Source organism: Enterobacter hormaechei ATCC 49162 (genome assembly GCF_001875655.1).
Classification (GTDB): domain Bacteria; phylum Pseudomonadota; class Gammaproteobacteria; order Enterobacterales; family Enterobacteriaceae; genus Enterobacter; species Enterobacter hormaechei.
In genome coordinates this window covers 1,966,744-1,980,639 of sequence record NZ_MKEQ01000001.1, presented here as the reverse complement: position 1 = coordinate 1,980,639, position 13,896 = coordinate 1,966,744, and the positions used below count along the sequence as shown (strand labels likewise).

Below are 13,896 nucleotides of genomic sequence, written 5' to 3'. Positions count from 1 at the left end.
CTTAACCTTTGATGGCTTTCACCAGGTAATCAAGAATGTCGCCCGTCTTGATCATCTGTTTTTCGCCGTTGCGACGGTACTTGTATTCAATCTCGTCGCTGTCGAGGTTACGGTCGCCGATGACGATGGTGTGTGGAATACCGATCAGTTCCATGTCAGCAAACATCACGCCAGGACGCTCTTTACGGTCATCCATCAGCACGTCGATACCTTTCGCGCTCAGCTCAGCGTAGAGTTTCTCAGCCAGCTCCTGCACGCGGTAAGACTTGTGCATGTTCATTGGCAGGATCGCCACCTGGAACGGCGCGATGTTATCCGGCCAGACGATTCCGCGTTCGTCATAGTTCTGCTCGATAGCGGCAGCAACAACGCGCGTTACGCCAATGCCGTAGCAGCCCATGGTCAGAACCTGGTTACGACCATCTTCGCCCTGAACGGCAGCGTTCATTGCACGCGAGTACTTATCGCCCAGCTGGAAGATGTGGCCTACTTCGATACCGCGTTTGATCATCAGGGTACCCTTGCCGTCCGGGCTTGGATCGCCTGCGACCACATTACGGATATCAGCCACTTCCGGCGTCGCTACGTCACGATCCCAGTTGATGCCGAAATAGTGTTTACCGTCGATGTTTGCGCCAGCAGAGAAGTCGCTCATCGCCGCAACGGTGCGGTCAATGACCACCGGAACAGGCAGGTTCACCGGACCCAGAGAACCAGGACCTGCATTCACCACGGCGCGGATCTCCGCTTCCGTTGCGAAGGTCAGCGGGCTGGCAACCTGCGGCAGTTTCTCGGCTTTCACTTCGTTCAGCTCGTGATCGCCTCGCACCAGCAGGGCAACCAGCGGATAAGCGCTACCTTCAGCCGATTTCACCAGCAGGGTTTTTACGGTTTTTTCGATCGGCAGATTAAACTGCTCAACCAGCTCGGCGATGGTTTTCGCGTTTGGCGTATCAACCAGCGTCATTTCTTGCGTTGCCGCGCCGCGTGGTTCTTTTGGTGCCAGCGCTTCTGCAAATTCGATGTTCGCCGCGTAATCAGAGGAGTCAGAGAAGATCACATCGTCTTCGCCGCTCTGCGCCAGTACCTGGAACTCATGGGAGGCGCTACCGCCGATTGAACCGGTATCAGCCTGGACAGCACGGAAATCCAGACCCATGCGGGAGAAGATTTTGCTGTAGGCCGCGTACATTTTGTCGTAGGTCTCTTGCAGCGATTCCTGAGAAGTATGGAAAGAGTAAGCATCTTTCATCAGGAACTCGCGAGAGCGCATGACGCCAAAGCGTGGACGCACTTCGTCACGGAACTTGGTCTGGATCTGGAAGAAGTTCAGCGGCAGCTGTTTGTAAGAGCTCAGCTCGTTACGAATCAGGTCGGTAATGACTTCTTCATGCGTTGGGCCGAGCACGAATGGACGATCGCCACGATCGGCAATACGCAGCAGTTCAGGACCGTACTGCTCCCAGCGACCGCTCTCCTGCCACAGTTCAGAGGGCTGAACGACCGGCATTAACACCTCGATAGCACCGGCGTTGTTCATCTCTTCACGCACGATGTTTTCGACTTTTTTCAGGACGCGCACGCCGGTCGGCAGCCAGGTGTATAACCCGGAGGCCAGCTTGCGGATCATCCCGGCGCGCAGCATCAGCTGGTGGCTGATCACCTCGGCGTCGGCAGGTGTCTCCTTCAGAGTGGAGAGCAGATATTGGCTAGTACGCATGTTGTTACGGTTCCATTTCGACGATTGGAACAGGCTGAAACACCAGCCTGACACAAAAAAGTGGTTTAGTTTACCAGTGTGGCAAAGATGCCAAAAGAGAGGAGAACAAAATTACCTGGGTTCCAGGGCAAACACTTCAAAACCCGCCGCAGTCACGCGCCAGCGCACGTTAAAGTCCAGCAGCCAGACGGCGTACGTTTTTCCGGCTTCCTCTTCTTTGCGGTAGGCGGGACGGGGGTCCTGCGCCAGCACTTCAACGATAAAGTCACGCAGTCGAGGATAACGCGTTTCCAGCTGGCTGAGTTGCGTGGTTATTTCAGAAGTGAAGTGAACCGGCATATCGGCCTGCGGTGCGTCCTGAGCATAGCTTGCCCGGGCATCCGGCAGCGCTTCGGCAAAGGGCAGGTAAGGCTTAATATCTATGACCGGCGTGCCATCAACCAGGTCAAGGCTACCTAACTCCAGGATCACCTGATCTTTCTGACAGCGTATGCCTTTCAGTTCGACCAGAGACATCCCGATGGGGTTGGGACGAAAGGTTGAGCGGGTGGCAAAGACACCCATTCTGGCATTTCCGCCCAGACGAGGAGGACGCACGGTGGGACGCCAGCCACCTTCCATGGTCTGGTGAAACACAAAGACTACCCATAAATGGCTGAACGCCTCAAGCCCGCGCACCGCATCGGCCTGATTATACGGCGCGACAAGGTGAAGCTCGCCGCCACCATTCATGACCAGACCCGGCTGACGCGGCACGGCGAACTTTTCTTTATAAGGGGAGCGGATAACGCCTATCTGCTCGAACTGAAATGAACTCATTTCGCCGTAATGTTAAGCGCAGAACCGATACATACCGCCTGGCGATAGCAACCTGGCGTACCGCTGGTGACTTCGCAGCTGTGCAGCAGTACCGCGTTGGCTTTCATCTTGGACGCGTTAATCTGCATGCGCTTGCGGGCTGTCGGGATATTGGGTGGGGAGTCCTGATTCGTTGCCTGGCAGGATTCGCCGCTTACTTCGCCCAGTTCACGGAATGGCTTACCGACCAGTTCGTCGGCTTTGGTAATAATACGTACCGGCGCAGCGCGAGGCGCTTTCGGTTTTGCTGGCTCCGCTTTTGGCGGGGTTGCAGTGCTTTGAACAGGTTCAACAGGAGATCTGCTTAGCATAGAACAGCCGCTCAGCATCAGTGCTAAAAGACAGATCGGTAAAGCACGCATAATAATTCCTCAGTGGATAATCAAAACGTCAGATATTGAAGCAGTTGACCGCACAAATGACAAGACGGGCAAATGCCCGTCTTGATGATATTACACTGAGGGGAGATTACCAGCCTTTAACAGCGCCGCCGTTAAACACCTTATTGGCTTCCTGGTACACTTCTTCAGACTGATATGCCTGGAGGAATTTCTTCACATTCTCCGCGTCTTTGTTGTCTTCGCGAGTCACGATCAGGTTGACGTACGGGGAATCTTTGTCTTCAACGAAGATACCGTCTTTCGCTGGGGTCAGGCCGATCTGGCTGGCGTAAGTGGTGTTGATAACGGCCAGCGCGATCTGTGCATCGTCCAGAGAACGTGGCAGCTGAGGGGCTTCCAGTTCAACAATTTTCAGATTTTTCGGGTTTTCGGTTACGTCCAGAACAGTCGGCAACAGGCCAACCCCCTCTTTCAGTTTAATCAGGCCCACTTTCTGAAGCAGAAGCAGGGAACGGCCGAGGTTGGTTGGGTCGTTAGGGACGGCAACCTGTGAACCCGGCTGGAGTTCATCCAGAGATTTAATTTTCTTGGAGTAACCGGCAATCGGGTAAACGAAGGTGTTACCGACAGCAACCAGCTTGTACCCGCGATCTTTGATCTGCTGATCCAGATACGGTTTATGCTGGAAGGCGTTAGCGTCAATGTCGCCTTTGCTCAGCGCTTCGTTCGGCAGAACGTAATCGTTGAAGGTCACCAGTTCAACGTCCAGACCATATTTCTCTTTCGCGATTTTCTGCGCGGCCTCAGCAACCTGCTGCTCTGCACCGACGATAACGCCTACTTTGATGTGGTTTGGATCTTTTTCGTCCTGACCGCAACCCACCAGTGCCAGCGAACCAATCAGTGCGCCTACTGCTGCAAAGGTCTTAAATTTAAACGCCATGTTATGTCCTTAACTCGTCGAGTTTGTGTTGTTTGTAACGTTATTTATGCGTAACAGCCCGGACGATACGATCGCCAGAGAATTGGATTAAGTAAACCAGCACAACCAGCAATACCAGAACGGTATTCATTACGGTAGCGTTATAGCCAATATAGCCGTACTGATATCCAATCTGGCCTAAACCGCCAGCACCCACGGCGCCGCCCATCGCAGAATAACCGACCAGGGTGATAAGCGTGATGGTTGCTGCATTCACCAGCCCAGGCAGCGCCTCAGGCAGCAGAACTTTACGCACGATCTGCATTGGCGTCGCACCCATCGCGCGGGAGGCTTCAATCAGGCCGGTTGGGATTTCCAGCAGGGCGTTTTCCACCATACGGGCGATAAACGGTGCAGCGCCTACGGTCAGCGGGACAATAGCCGCCTGCAAACCAATCGACGTCCCGACGATCACGCGAGTAAACGGAATCATCCACACCAGCAGAATAATGAACGGAATAGAGCGGAAAATGTTCACCAGCGCAGAGAGCGTGCGATACAGCTTCGCGTTTTCAATAATTTGACCCGGGCGCGTGACGTACAGCAGTACGCCGACCGGCAGCCCAATCACAAAACCAAAGAAGCCCGATACGAAGGTCATTGCCAGCGTTTCCCAAACGCCGCGAACCAGTAGCCACATCATCGGCTCAGACATAACCCAGTACCTCTACTTTTACGTGATGTTCTTGCAGCCAGGCGATTGCCGCCTGGGTTTCTTCCTGTGTGCCGTGCATTTCCGTCAGCATAATGCCGAACTTCACGCCACCGGCGTAGTCCATCTGCGCGCTAATAATGTTGTTATTCACGTTAAAGCGACGCGCGGTTTCGGACAGCAGCGGTGCGTCAACGGACTGACCCGTGAACTCCATGCGCAGCATCGGGACACTGTCAGGCGTTGCGTCTGTTTTTAAACGTTCCAGATAATCTTCCGGAATATCCAGATGCAGCGTGGACTGGATGAACTGCTGAGCCAGCGGAGTTTTCGGGTGCGAGAAGACTTCGCTCACCGTGTCCTGCTCAATCAATTCACCGTTGCTGATGACTGCCACACAGTCACAGATGCGTTTCACCACATCCATTTCGTGCGTAATAAGGAGGATAGTCAGGCCCAGACGACGGTTAATGTCTTTTAACAGCTCCAGAATAGAGCGTGTGGTTGCCGGATCTAATGCGCTGGTGGCTTCATCGCACAGCAGCACTTTTGGGTTGCTGGCCAGCGCGCGCGCGATTGCGACACGCTGCTTTTGCCCGCCGGACAGATTTGCCGGGTAGCTGTCATGCTTATCCCCCAGACCGACCAAATCCAGCAGTTCGGTGACACGACGCGTCACTTCTTCTTTCGGTGTGTTATCCAGTTCCAGCGGTAACGCAACGTTACCGAAAACGGTGCGTGAGGCCAGCAGATTAAAGTGCTGGAAAATCATGCCAATCTGGCGACGCGCTTTGGTGAGTTCTTTTTCTGAGAGGGCGGTAAGCTCCTGGCCACCAACTTCTACGCTGCCCTGGGTTGGGCGCTCAAGCAGGTTAACACAACGGATCAGTGTACTTTTACCTGCACCCGATGCGCCAATGACGCCATAAATTTGACCAGCAGGCACATGCAGGCTGACGTTGTTCAGCGCCTGAATGGTTCGGTTCCCCTGCTGGAACACTTTGGTGATATTGGAAAGTTTAATCATTAGATTATTTTTATCGTAAGTAAGTTAGCCGTGGCATTTTCTTCTGCCAGATACGGGGAATGACCGTAAACAAAATGGATGTTAAGGCATCCAGACGTCTAAATCAATCCACCTCTGTGCGATGAGCACTTTATTGCGCTGCGATTCATGAGATACTAGCTGAACAAGCCTTTTTCAGGAGCAAACCGGTGGCAAAATCTGTACCCGCAATTTTTCTCGATCGTGATGGCACGATTAATGTGGATCACGGCTATGTGCATGAGATCGATGAGTTCGAATTTATCGAGGGCGTAATAGATGCCATGCGCCAGTTGAAAGAGATGGGCTATGCGCTGGTGGTGGTAACTAACCAGTCTGGTATTGCGCGTGGTAAGTTCACCGAAGCGCAATTCGAGACGCTGACGGAATGGATGGACTGGTCCCTGGCCGATCGCGGCGTCGATCTTGATGGCATCTATTATTGTCCGCATCACCCGCAGGGAAGCGTAGAAGCGTATCGTCAGACCTGTGATTGCCGTAAACCACACCCGGGCATGTTTATCTCTGCACAGGAATTCCTGCACATTGATATGGCCGCATCTTATATGGTGGGCGATAAACTGGAAGATATGCAGGCAGCGGCGGCGGCAGGTGTAGGTACTAAAGTATTAGTGCGTACCGGTAAGCCGGTCACCCCAGAAGCAGAAAATGCAGCCGACTGGGTGATAAAGAGTCTGGCAGATCTGCCAAAAGAGATTAAAAAGCACCAAAAATAGACGTTTTGGTGAAAAGGTGAGCGGTTAAAACAAAAATGCATTTTTCCGCTTGTCATTCCTCGGCGGCTCCCTATAATGCGCCTCCATCGACACGGCGGATGTGAATCACTTCACAGACAGACCGGTCGGTTGAAGAGAAAAAATCCTGAAAATCAGGGTTGACTCTGAAAGAGGAAAGCGTAATATACGCCACCTCGCGACAGAGCGCTGAAGCGCGTCGCAACTGCTCTTTAACAATTTATCAGACAATCTGTGTGGGCACTCAAAGTGACATGGATTCTTAATGTCCTCGGACACTAAATGAATACCAAGTCTCAACGAGTGAACACGTAATTCATTACGAAGTTTAATTCATTGAGCATCAAACTTTTAAATTGAAGAGTTTGATCATGGCTCAGATTGAACGCTGGCGGCAGGCCTAACACATGCAAGTCGAACGGTAACAGGAAGCAGCTTGCTGCTTTGCTGACGAGTGGCGGACGGGTGAGTAATGTCTGGGAAACTGCCTGATGGAGGGGGATAACTACTGGAAACGGTAGCTAATACCGCATAACGTCGCAAGACCAAAGAGGGGGACCTTCGGGCCTCTTGCCATCGGATGTGCCCAGATGGGATTAGCTAGTAGGTGGGGTAACGGCTCACCTAGGCGACGATCCCTAGCTGGTCTGAGAGGATGACCAGCCACACTGGAACTGAGACACGGTCCAGACTCCTACGGGAGGCAGCAGTGGGGAATATTGCACAATGGGCGCAAGCCTGATGCAGCCATGCCGCGTGTATGAAGAAGGCCTTCGGGTTGTAAAGTACTTTCAGCGGGGAGGAAGGTGTTGAGGTTAATAACCTCAGCAATTGACGTTACCCGCAGAAGAAGCACCGGCTAACTCCGTGCCAGCAGCCGCGGTAATACGGAGGGTGCAAGCGTTAATCGGAATTACTGGGCGTAAAGCGCACGCAGGCGGTCTGTCAAGTCGGATGTGAAATCCCCGGGCTCAACCTGGGAACTGCATTCGAAACTGGCAGGCTAGAGTCTTGTAGAGGGGGGTAGAATTCCAGGTGTAGCGGTGAAATGCGTAGAGATCTGGAGGAATACCGGTGGCGAAGGCGGCCCCCTGGACAAAGACTGACGCTCAGGTGCGAAAGCGTGGGGAGCAAACAGGATTAGATACCCTGGTAGTCCACGCCGTAAACGATGTCGACTTGGAGGTTGTGCCCTTGAGGCGTGGCTTCCGGAGCTAACGCGTTAAGTCGACCGCCTGGGGAGTACGGCCGCAAGGTTAAAACTCAAATGAATTGACGGGGGCCCGCACAAGCGGTGGAGCATGTGGTTTAATTCGATGCAACGCGAAGAACCTTACCTACTCTTGACATCCAGAGAACTTAGCAGAGATGCTTTGGTGCCTTCGGGAACTCTGAGACAGGTGCTGCATGGCTGTCGTCAGCTCGTGTTGTGAAATGTTGGGTTAAGTCCCGCAACGAGCGCAACCCTTATCCTTTGTTGCCAGCGGTTAGGCCGGGAACTCAAAGGAGACTGCCAGTGATAAACTGGAGGAAGGTGGGGATGACGTCAAGTCATCATGGCCCTTACGAGTAGGGCTACACACGTGCTACAATGGCGCATACAAAGAGAAGCGACCTCGCGAGAGCAAGCGGACCTCATAAAGTGCGTCGTAGTCCGGATTGGAGTCTGCAACTCGACTCCATGAAGTCGGAATCGCTAGTAATCGTGGATCAGAATGCCACGGTGAATACGTTCCCGGGCCTTGTACACACCGCCCGTCACACCATGGGAGTGGGTTGCAAAAGAAGTAGGTAGCTTAACCTTCGGGAGGGCGCTTACCACTTTGTGATTCATGACTGGGGTGAAGTCGTAACAAGGTAACCGTAGGGGAACCTGCGGTTGGATCACCTCCTTACCTTAAAGAACCTGCCTTTGTAGTGTCCACACAGATTGTCTGATGAAAAACAGCAGTAAAAAACCTCTACAGGCTTGTAGCTCAGGTGGTTAGAGCGCACCCCTGATAAGGGTGAGGTCGGTGGTTCAAGTCCACTCAGGCCTACCAAATTCTCCCTGAATACTGCGTTGCGAAATAACTCACATACTGAAGTATGCTTCGTTATTCCACGCCTTGTCTCAGGAAGAATTACCGGTACAGAGGTGACTACGATGGGGCTATAGCTCAGCTGGGAGAGCGCCTGCCTTGCACGCAGGAGGTCTGCGGTTCGATCCCGCATAGCTCCACCATCTTTTACTGCGAACACAAGAAAACTTCAGAGTGAACCTGAAAAGGTGCACTGCGAAGTTTTGCTCTTTAAAAATCTGGATCAAGCTGAAAATTGAAACGACACACAGCTCATGTGTGTTCGAGTCTCTCAAATTTTCGCAATCAGAAGTGAAACATCTTCGGGTTGTGAGGTTAAGCGACTAAGCGTACACGGTGGATGCCCTGGCAGTCAGAGGCGATGAAGGACGTGCTAATCTGCGAAAAGCGCCGGCGAGGTGATATGAACCTTTGACCCGGCGATGTCCGAATGGGGAAACCCAGTGCAATCCGTTGCACTATCGTTAACTGAATACATAGGTTAACGAGGCGAACCGGGGGAACTGAAACATCTAAGTACCCCGAGGAAAAGAAATCAACCGAGATTCCCCCAGTAGCGGCGAGCGAACGGGGAGCAGCCCGGAGTCTGAATCAGCGTGTGTGTTAGTGGAACGGTCTGGAAAGTCCGACGGTACAGGGTGATAGTCCCGTACACGAAAATGCACATGCTGTGAACTCGAAGAGTAGGGCGGGACACGTGGTATCCTGTCTGAATATGGGGGGACCATCCTCCAAGGCTAAATACTCCTGACTGACCGATAGTGAACCAGTACCGTGAGGGAAAGGCGAAAAGAACCCCGGCGAGGGGAGTGAAAAAGAACCTGAAACCGTGTACGTACAAGCAGTGGGAGCCTCTTTATGGGGTGACTGCGTACCTTTTGTATAATGGGTCAGCGACTTATATTCTGTAGCAAGGTTAACCGTATAGGGGAGCCGAAGGGAAACCGAGTCTTAACTGGGCGTTAAGTTGCAGGGTATAGACCCGAAACCCGGTGATCTAGCCATGGGCAGGTTGAAGGTTGGGTAACACTAACTGGAGGACCGAACCGACTAATGTTGAAAAATTAGCGGATGACCTGTGGCTGGGGGTGAAAGGCCAATCAAACCGGGAGATAGCTGGTTCTCCCCGAAAGCTATTTAGGTAGCGCCTCGTGAACTCATCTTCGGGGGTAGAGCACTGTTTCGGCTAGGGGGCCATCCCGGCTTACCAACCCGATGCAAACTACGAATACCGAAGAATGTTATCACGGGAGACACACGGCGGGTGCTAACGTCCGTCGTGAAGAGGGAAACAACCCAGACCGCCAGCTAAGGTCCCAAAGTCATGGTTAAGTGGGAAACGATGTGGGAAGGCACAGACAGCCAGGATGTTGGCTTAGAAGCAGCCATCATTTAAAGAAAGCGTAATAGCTCACTGGTCGAGTCGGCCTGCGCGGAAGATGTAACGGGGCTAAACCATGCACCGAAGCTGCGGCAGCGACGCTATGCGTTGTTGGGTAGGGGAGCGTTCTGTAAGCCGTTGAAGGTGTGCTGTGAGGCATGCTGGAGGTATCAGAAGTGCGAATGCTGACATAAGTAACGATAAAGCGGGTGAAAAGCCCGCTCGCCGGAAGACCAAGGGTTCCTGTCCAACGTTAATCGGGGCAGGGTGAGTCGACCCCTAAGGCGAGGCCGAAAGGCGTAGTCGATGGGAAACAGGTTAATATTCCTGTACTTGGTGTTACTGCGAAGGGGGGACGGAGAAGGCTATGTCAGCCGGGCGACGGTTGTCCCGGTTTAAGCATGTAGGCGGAGGTTCCAGGTAAATCCGGTACCTTATTAACGCTGAGGTGTGATGACGAGGCACTACGGTGCTGAAGTGATAAATGCCCTGCTTCCAGGAAAAGCCTCTAAGCATCAGGTAACACGAAATCGTACCCCAAACCGACACAGGTGGTCAGGTAGAGAATACCAAGGCGCTTGAGAGAACTCGGGTGAAGGAACTAGGCAAAATGGTGCCGTAACTTCGGGAGAAGGCACGCTGATATGTAGGTGAAGCCCCTGCGGGCGGAGCTGAAATCAGTCGAAGATACCAGCTGGCTGCAACTGTTTATTAAAAACACAGCACTGTGCAAACACGAAAGTGGACGTATACGGTGTGACGCCTGCCCGGTGCCGGAAGGTTAATTGATGGGGTTAGCGGCAACGCGAAGCTCTTGATCGAAGCCCCGGTAAACGGCGGCCGTAACTATAACGGTCCTAAGGTAGCGAAATTCCTTGTCGGGTAAGTTCCGACCTGCACGAATGGCGTAATGATGGCCAGGCTGTCTCCACCCGAGACTCAGTGAAATTGAACTCGCTGTGAAGATGCAGTGTACCCGCGGCAAGACGGAAAGACCCCGTGAACCTTTACTATAGCTTGACACTGAACACTGGTCCTTGATGTGTAGGATAGGTGGGAGGCTTTGAAGCGTGGACGCCAGTCTGCGTGGAGCCGCCCTTGAAATACCACCCTTTAATGGCTGGTGTTCTAACGTAGACCCGTAATCCGGGTTGCGGACAGTGTCTGGTGGGTAGTTTGACTGGGGCGGTCTCCTCCCAAAGAGTAACGGAGGAGCACGAAGGTTGGCTAATCCTGGTCGGACATCAGGAGGTTAGTGCAATGGCATAAGCCAGCTTGACTGCGAGCGTGACGGCGCGAGCAGGTGCGAAAGCAGGTCATAGTGATCCGGTGGTTCTGAATGGAAGGGCCATCGCTCAACGGATAAAAGGTACTCCGGGGATAACAGGCTGATACCGCCCAAGAGTTCATATCGACGGCGGTGTTTGGCACCTCGATGTCGGCTCATCACATCCTGGGGCTGAAGTAGGTCCCAAGGGTATGGCTGTTCGCCATTTAAAGTGGTACGCGAGCTGGGTTTAGAACGTCGTGAGACAGTTCGGTCCCTATCTGCCGTGGGCGCTGGAGAATTGAGGGGGGCTGCTCCTAGTACGAGAGGACCGGAGTGGACGCATCACTGGTGTTCGGGTTGTCATGCCAATGGCACTGCCCGGTAGCTAAATGCGGAAGAGATAAGTGCTGAAAGCATCTAAGCACGAAACTTGCCCCGAGATGAGTTCTCCCTGAGACTTTAAGTCTCCTGAAGGAACGTTGAAGACGACGACGTTGATAGGTCGGGTGTGTAAGCGCAGCGATGCGTTGAGCTAACCGATACTAATGAACCGTGAGGCTTAACCTTACAACGCCGAAGATGTTTTGGCGAAGAGACAGACAATCACATTTCAGCCTGATACAGATTAACAGAATTTGCCTGGCGGCTTTAGCGCGGTGGTCCCACCTGACCCCATGCCGAACTCAGAAGTGAAACGCCGTAGCGCCGATGGTAGTGTGGGGTCTCCCCATGTGAGAGTAGGGAACTGCCAGGCATCAAATTAAGTAGTAAGCCGGTGCATTAATCCGGTGGTTACAGAAGTATTCGGTGGAGCGGTAGTTCAGTCGGTTAGAATACCTGCCTGTCACGCAGGGGGTCGCGGGTTCGAGTCCCGTCCGTTCCGCCACTTATTAAAAGCCCTGAGCTAACGCTCAGGGCTTTTTTCTTATCTGTCGTTTAATTATTGCGAAATTAGCAAAAATCCTCTGCGTTTTACGATCTTTTTTGTCATAACAACCACAGCGATAATTCTCCTCAGTTTACGAACATAACGATTGAGGAATCATATGACTATCCCTGCACTGGGTCTGGGTACTTTTCGCCTGAAAGACGACGTTGTTATCGCATCTGTTAAAACCGCACTCGAGCTGGGCTATCGCGCTATTGATACGGCGCAGATTTATGATAACGAGGCTGCCGTAGGCCAGGCTATCGAAGAGAGCGGCGTACCGCGCCACGAGCTTTTCATCACCACCAAAATCTGGATTGAGAATCTCAGCAAAGACAAGCTGATCCCAAGCCTGAAGGAAAGTCTGAAAAAGCAGCGTACGGATTATGTTGACCTGACGCTGATCCACTGGCCATCACCTGATGATGCCGTTTCTGTGGAGGAATTCATGCAGGCGCTGCTGGAGGCAAAAGAGCAGGGCTTAACGCGTGAAATTGGCATTTCTAACTTCACTATCCCATTGATGGAAAGGGCTATTGCCGCAGTGGGTAAAGAGAATATTGCCACCAATCAGATTGAACTCTCTCCCTACCTGCAAAACCGCAACGTTGTGGACTGGGCGCAACAGCATGGCATTCACATCACCTCTTACATGACGCTGGCATATGGTAAAGCGTTGAAAGATGAGGTGATTGCACGCATCGCTGAAAAACACAACGCGACAGCTGCGCAGGTGATCCTGGCATGGGCGATGGGTGAAGGCTATGCCGTTATCCCGTCTTCAACCAAACGTGAAAACCTGGCGAGTAACCTGTTAGCGCGTGATCTTCAGCTTGATCATGAAGATAAAAAAGCGATCGCCGCACTGGAATGCAACGATCGTCTGGTCAGCCCGGAAGGGTTAGCACCTGACTGGGATTAATAAATAACCCACCCTCTGTAGCTTTAAACCCTCACGCAGCTCCTCCGGGAGCTGTTTTGATATGTTCACTCAGGAAGTCGATAAAGGCGCGTATGCGCGTACTTACCGCTCTGTCACTGTAATACACGGCGCTAAAAGGCATCTCTACAGGTAACCGTTTGTCAGCCATGAGTTCTACAAGCTGACCCGCAGCGATTTCCTTATCAATCATATAGTCTGATAAGCAGGCAATCCCATTCCCTTCAAGACATAGCTGTTTCAGCGTCTCCCCGCTATTAGACGAAAGTCCGCAGGTGATCTCATGAAGTTGTCCGTCATGACAGGCCACGGGCCAGGTATTCAGCGACACAGGTTCTGTAAAGCCCAGACACAGATGCTGCTTTAACTCTTCAACCGTCTCCGGTTTGCCATGCTCTGCAATATATTGCGGTGACGCGATAATTTTGCGGTAACTGGTGAAGAGAGGGCGAGCGCGTAAACTTGAATCCGTCAGGGTTCCCGCGCGGATCGCCACATCAACTTTACGCTCAATCAGGTTGATAAACGTCTCTGAAGAGACCAGAGACAGGGTCATCTCCGGGTAGCGTTCCCGAAAGGGCTTGATTAACGGCATCAGAAAATGAAGCACAACCGGCGTCGCCGCATCAATGCGTAGCAGCCCACGCGGGGTGCTACGCGATTCCATAATTTCCGTTTCTGCTGCCGCCATCTCCTGCAAAACGGATTGAACGCGGCGAAAATAACGTTCACCTTCTTCCGTCAGGCTGAGCTGGCGCGTTGTTCTGTTGAGCAGACTCACCCCGAGCTTCATCTCCAGCTTTTTCACCGAGCGGCTGACGGCGGAGTTCGCCTGCCCGAGCTGTTCGGCCGCACGGCTGAAACTGCCGCTTTCCACCACGGCAACAAAGATAGTGAGTTCTTCCGATGTGGCTTTCATTATTGCATCACCTGCAAAATTCTA

At 52.7% G+C, this 13,896-nt stretch carries 9 protein-coding genes, 3 tRNA genes and 3 rRNA genes; 8 read left to right on the top strand and 7 right to left on the bottom strand.

Annotated features, from left to right (window positions below; translation table 11 throughout):
• Position 1: 1 nt before the first annotated feature.
• The 6 genes from proS to metN all read right to left on the bottom strand — a co-directional run bounded on the left by proS (position 2) and on the right by metN (position 5,580).
• Complete coding sequence (proS, locus tag BH712_RS10060; RefSeq protein WP_006810025.1) at positions 2–1,720, bottom strand: proline--tRNA ligase; 1,719 nt, start codon at positions 1,718–1,720, stop codon at positions 2–4.
• Between the two features lie 111 nt (positions 1,721–1,831).
• Positions 1,832–2,539 carry a tRNA (N6-threonylcarbamoyladenosine(37)-N6)-methyltransferase TrmO gene (gene tsaA, locus BH712_RS10055; protein WP_006810024.1) on the bottom strand — a complete coding sequence of 236 codons (708 nt, stop codon included), beginning with the start codon at positions 2,537–2,539 and terminating at the stop codon, positions 1,832–1,834.
• Positions 2,536–2,940, bottom strand: a complete 405-nt coding sequence (gene rcsF, locus BH712_RS10050) for an Rcs stress response system protein RcsF (RefSeq protein WP_003856133.1) — start codon at positions 2,938–2,940, stop codon at positions 2,536–2,538. The genes tsaA and rcsF overlap by 4 nt, the downstream gene beginning before the upstream one ends.
• A 106-nt stretch (positions 2,941–3,046) precedes the next feature.
• The gene (gene metQ, locus BH712_RS10045) at positions 3,047–3,862 is read right to left on the bottom strand and encodes a methionine ABC transporter substrate-binding lipoprotein MetQ (protein WP_006810023.1); all 816 of its coding nucleotides are present in this window, start codon (positions 3,860–3,862) and stop codon (positions 3,047–3,049) included.
• Between the two features lie 40 nt (positions 3,863–3,902).
• On the bottom strand, positions 3,903–4,556 hold the full coding sequence (locus BH712_RS10040) for a methionine ABC transporter permease MetI (protein ID WP_003856130.1): 654 nt from the start codon (positions 4,554–4,556) through the stop codon (positions 3,903–3,905).
• On the bottom strand, positions 4,549–5,580 hold the full coding sequence (gene metN / locus BH712_RS10035; protein WP_006810022.1) for a methionine ABC transporter ATP-binding protein MetN: 1,032 nt from the start codon (positions 5,578–5,580) through the stop codon (positions 4,549–4,551). Before metN ends, BH712_RS10040 begins: the two co-directional genes overlap by 8 nt.
• A 188-nt stretch (positions 5,581–5,768) precedes the next feature.
• On the opposite strand from metN, the gene gmhB reads away from it, so the two are divergent.
• The 8 genes from gmhB (at position 5,769) to dkgB (ending at position 12,935) form a co-directional block, all read left to right on the top strand.
• Positions 5,769–6,335, top strand: a complete 567-nt coding sequence (gene gmhB / locus BH712_RS10030; protein ID WP_006810021.1) for a D-glycero-beta-D-manno-heptose 1,7-bisphosphate 7-phosphatase — start codon at positions 5,769–5,771, stop codon at positions 6,333–6,335.
• 371 nt (positions 6,336–6,706) lie between these two features.
• Positions 6,707–8,248 (top strand): 16S ribosomal RNA (locus BH712_RS10020).
• Positions 8,249–8,318: 70 nt separating this feature from the next.
• Positions 8,319–8,395 (top strand) — tRNA-Ile (locus BH712_RS10015).
• A gap of 106 nt (positions 8,396–8,501) precedes the next feature.
• A tRNA-Ala gene (locus BH712_RS10010) sits at positions 8,502–8,577 on the top strand.
• A 170-nt stretch (positions 8,578–8,747) separates the two neighbouring features.
• A 23S ribosomal RNA gene (locus tag BH712_RS10005) occupies positions 8,748–11,652 on the top strand.
• 71 nt (positions 11,653–11,723) lie between these two features.
• Positions 11,724–11,839 (top strand): 5S ribosomal RNA (rrf, locus tag BH712_RS10000).
• Together the 16S, 23S and 5S rRNA genes with 3 tRNA genes alongside form the textbook arrangement of a ribosomal RNA operon.
• A gap of 55 nt (positions 11,840–11,894) precedes the next feature.
• A tRNA-Asp gene (locus BH712_RS09995) sits at positions 11,895–11,971 on the top strand.
• 160 nt (positions 11,972–12,131) lie between these two features.
• Entirely contained in the window at positions 12,132–12,935 is an 804-nt protein-coding gene (gene dkgB / locus BH712_RS09990; RefSeq protein WP_006810020.1) for a 2,5-didehydrogluconate reductase DkgB, read from the top strand.
• Between the two features lie 31 nt (positions 12,936–12,966).
• On the opposite strand, the gene yafC is transcribed toward dkgB, so the two are convergent.
• A complete protein-coding gene (gene yafC / locus BH712_RS09985) occupies positions 12,967–13,872 on the bottom strand; it encodes a DNA-binding transcriptional regulator YafC (RefSeq protein WP_006810019.1) in 906 nt (301 codons plus the stop codon).
• Positions 13,873–13,896 lie beyond the last annotated feature (24 nt).

Bases quoted from the DNA above. Each gene is read 5' to 3' on its own strand.
- proS (WP_006810025.1), bottom strand. From the start codon at position 1,720: ATGCGTACTAGCCAATATCTGCTCTCCACTCTGAAGGAGACACCTGCC.
- dkgB (WP_006810020.1), top strand. From the start codon at position 12,132: ATGACTATCCCTGCACTGGGTCTGGGTACTTTTCGCCTGAAAGACGAC.
- metQ (WP_006810023.1), bottom strand. From the start codon at position 3,862: ATGGCGTTTAAATTTAAGACCTTTGCAGCAGTAGGCGCACTGATTGGT.
- rcsF (WP_003856133.1), bottom strand. From the start codon at position 2,940: ATGCGTGCTTTACCGATCTGTCTTTTAGCACTGATGCTGAGCGGCTGT.
- yafC (WP_006810019.1), bottom strand. From the start codon at position 13,872: ATGAAAGCCACATCGGAAGAACTCACTATCTTTGTTGCCGTGGTGGAA.
- tsaA (WP_006810024.1), bottom strand. From the start codon at position 2,539: ATGAGTTCATTTCAGTTCGAGCAGATAGGCGTTATCCGCTCCCCTTAT.
- metN (WP_006810022.1), bottom strand. From the start codon at position 5,580: ATGATTAAACTTTCCAATATCACCAAAGTGTTCCAGCAGGGGAACCGA.
- BH712_RS10040 (WP_003856130.1), bottom strand. From the start codon at position 4,556: ATGTCTGAGCCGATGATGTGGCTACTGGTTCGCGGCGTTTGGGAAACG.